At 64.5% G+C, this 3,258-nt stretch carries 3 protein-coding genes; all 3 read right to left on the bottom strand.

The features are described 5' to 3' along the window. Positions 1-94: 94 nt before the first annotated feature. Entirely contained in the window at positions 95-1,450 is a 1,356-nt protein-coding gene (locus tag AC1D00_RS33115; protein ID WP_477013567.1) for a serine hydrolase domain-containing protein, read from the bottom strand. Positions 1,451-1,481: 31 nt separating this feature from the next. Then, the gene (locus tag AC1D00_RS33110) at positions 1,482-2,489 is read right to left on the bottom strand and encodes a Na+-dependent transporter (protein ID WP_477013566.1); all 1,008 of its coding nucleotides are present in this window, start codon (positions 2,487-2,489) and stop codon (positions 1,482-1,484) included. Positions 2,490-2,503: 14 nt separating this feature from the next. Continuing rightward, the coding region (locus AC1D00_RS33105; protein ID WP_477013565.1) for an alpha/beta hydrolase at positions 2,504-3,258 on the bottom strand (755 nt) is incomplete at its 5' end.

Raw genomic sequence — 3,258 nt, 5'->3', positions numbered from 1 at the left:
GTAGGACGCGGCGAGGTCCGCGTTAGCCACACAAGCGGACGTCGACGATGCATGAGCCGATGTCCGCCGCGGGCCAAACCCGCAAGTCATCGCATCAACTATTCGATTGGCGCGCCGCGACAATCGCGTACAGTAGTTTCGCGGTGCTGTACCCAATGTCTTCCCGCGTCAAACCCATGCGCAGGATCACCAATTTACGCGAGGGGATGATCGCGATCACCTGGCGGAGGTGCCCTTGCAACATGAATGTGTCGGCCGGGAGGGTGAATCCCTGGCCCGGCCCTAACCAAAGCTGTCCGCGACCGTAGACCGGACCATGTCCCTTGTCGGATGCCGGCACGGGCGAGCGCATGTAGTCGACGAAGCCCATCGGCAAAAGCTGTTCGCCGTTCCACTCTCCGTTCAGGCGCAGGAATTCGCCGAAGCGCGCCCAATCATGCGCATTGGCGAAGAGAAAGCCTTCGCCAAGGAATGTGCCTGAAGGGTCGGATTCGAGAACGGCGCTGGTCATGCCCAACGGCTTGAACAATCGCTGCTGCGGATAAGCGCGCGCGTCCGCTCCAACCGCGTTCTGCCAGAGCCGCGCCAGCAGGACGGACGAACCGCCGGAATAGTTGAACCTCGTTCCGGGCGGAGCGACAAGGGGGCGGTCTCTCGCGAAAGCCGCCGCATCCTTTGCGAGATTCTCCAATCCGTCGGGATCGGGAGAATCGCCATCTTCACTCCATTTCAAACCGCTTGTCATGGCCATCAAATCGGCCACCGAAATGTCCGCGCGCGCGTCGCCAGCCCATTGCGGAAATAGACTTTTCTGATCGAGCGAAAGCTTTCCGTCCTTGATCGCCATGCCGGCCAGGGCGGCATTCACGGTCTTCGTCATCGACCAACCTTGCAAGGGCGTCGAAGCGTTGAAGCCTTCGCCATAGGTTTCACCGACGATGCGCCCGTTCTGGACGACGACGATCGCGCGCATGCCAGGCCCCTGGAGCGTCGGATCGTTCAGCGCCGCCAACAAAGCCTTGTCGTCGGACAATTGCGCCCTCTCGCCCGCCGGCCAGAGCGCATCGGACTTTTCCGGCAGGGAAGGCGGCGCGGCGCCATAGGGGGCAGCGTCCTTCGAGACCAGTGTGCAACCACGTCCCTCCTCATATTGGGCGTAGCGTTTGGCGAACAGGCCTCGAAATGCCACCTCGACACGCTGGTTGGCGGCGTCCACCCTGATTTTCAGACGGCTGACGATGCGAGGAAGCGCAAGCGCCACATCGCTTCCGATCACCGCGTCCGCGTCGCGTTTGGCAATGAACACGTTCGAACAAACCATTTTTGCCGCATAGGCCGAGGCGGACAGCATCCCATCGGGTGGGCTGAAGATCAGCCAACCGCTGAACCCCAAGATCCCGAGAAGCACAATCGCGACAAGAAATTTGAACGTAGTCAGAACAAGTCGCATGCTTCCTCGCCCCTCCGCTTTACCCTACGCCCTATGTTGTGCCGCCTGCGGCTGCTCCGCTGGAAGCAATTGCACGTGCTGTCAATCGCCGCGCGATCGGCATCAGCATGTAGGGCGCAAGGTGAATTGGAAACTGCGTCAGCGCGAAGTAGAGCCAGGTCGTCGCCGGCAGCGCGCCCGCGGTCGCGGCCAGCATCAGCCCGAGATTGCGCTGTGACACCATCAGGCCGATTGCGAAGGCGCGCTCATGGCCGACGCGGCGGAAGATCAGCGTCGTGACGGCGAGCAGGGTGAAATAGACGGCAAAGGCGAGCAGCGCGACGCCGATCGTGAACAGGGGGGCGGCGAGGAAGTCGGCTGCGACGTCGCCCATCACCGCCGAGGCGAACACCAGCAGGATGACGATGTTGATGCCGTCGATCGGACGCTTGTGGCGCTGGATCGCCTCGCTGCCGAACAGGCGGCGGATGACGGTCGCCGCAAGCAGCGATGCCGTGAGGATTCCGAGCAGCTTCAGGCCGAGCGTGAGCGGCGAGATGTTGAGCATGCCGCCGAGAAACAGGCTGGCAAACAACGAGGCGGTGAAGGGGACGAGCGCGGTCGAGGTCACCAGCGTGACCAGCACCAGCGTGGCATCGAGGCCCATTAGCGCTGCGAGCGCCGGCGCGGCCATCATCGGCGAGGCCATGCCCTGGAGCATCAGCGCGAGAGCAAGGCCGGGCGAGCTGTCGCTGAGCCCGGTTGCACGAGCAATCAGCCCGACGATCAGCGGCACGCCGATCGTGGTCCAGGCGGTGGCGGCCGCAACCAGCGCCGGCCGGCGCAGATGTCCGTAGAGCGCGGTCAGGTCGACGCGCATGAAGGAGATGCAGAGCAGAAGGAAAATTGCCTCGGTGACGTAGGGGCGCAGCAGCGCGCCGAGCGGCGGCACCGCAACCGCGATGAAGGCGATCGCCGCAACAGCGCGCGTGCCCTGGTCACCGAGCCAGGTCAGCCCGCGCAGGGGAATGGCGAAGATCGTTTGAAGATTGGAAGCCATGCGCAACGGCGTTGTCAGCCCAATCCCTTCAACCACGTGCCGATCTCGCTGACGGCGACATTGGCCTTTGGCAACAGCTTGCCCATGGTGAAGAAGCCGTGGAATTGGCCGGGAAAGTGCTTGTACTTGACGGGCACGCCGGCCTGTTTCAGGCGCGCGGCATATTCGTCGCCTTCATCGCGCAGCGGATCGGCACCGGCGGTCAGCACATAGGCGGGCGGCAGGCCGGCAAGGTTTTCCGCGCGCGCCGGCGAGGCACGCCAGTCGTGGATGTCGGCGGCGGCGCTGAGGTAGTGATCGCGAAACCAGCGGATCACCGAATGCGTCAGCAGCACGCTGGTCTCGGGTTCGCTGTGGGAGCCGTGCGTCATGGCGAAATCGGTCGCCGGATAGATCAACACCTGGCCCGCGATCGCGGGACCGTTGCCGTCGCGCGCGGCGAGCGCCACGACCCCGGTGAGATTGCCGCCGGCGCTGTCGCCGCCGATCGAGAGACGGGCGGCGTCGATGCCGAGCTCGCGTGCGTTCGCTGCGACCCATTTGGTCGCGGCGATGGCGTCCTCGGTGGCCGCGGGAAACTTGTGCTCGGGCGCGAGGCGATAGTCGACCGAGATCACGATCAGCGCGGCTTCGACCGCGAGCTGGCGGCAGACGACGTCATGGGAGTCAAGATCGCCGATCACCCAGCCGCCGCCATGGAAGAACACCAGCGCCGGCGACAGGCCGTTCTGCCGGCGCGGGTCCTTCGGCACGTAGATGCGGGCGGGGA

It is taken from the genome of Bradyrhizobium sp. P2_E8 (assembly GCF_056403875.1).
Note: the sequence above shows the minus strand (reverse complement) of the source record. Positions and strands in the feature narration are given on the sequence as shown.

Coding starts and splice junctions, on each gene's coding strand:
- AC1D00_RS33115 (WP_477013567.1), bottom strand. CDS start 1,450: ATGCGACTTGTTCTGACTACGTTCAAATTTCTTGTCGCGATTGTGCTT.
- AC1D00_RS33110 (WP_477013566.1), bottom strand. CDS start 2,489: ATGGCTTCCAATCTTCAAACGATCTTCGCCATTCCCCTGCGCGGGCTG.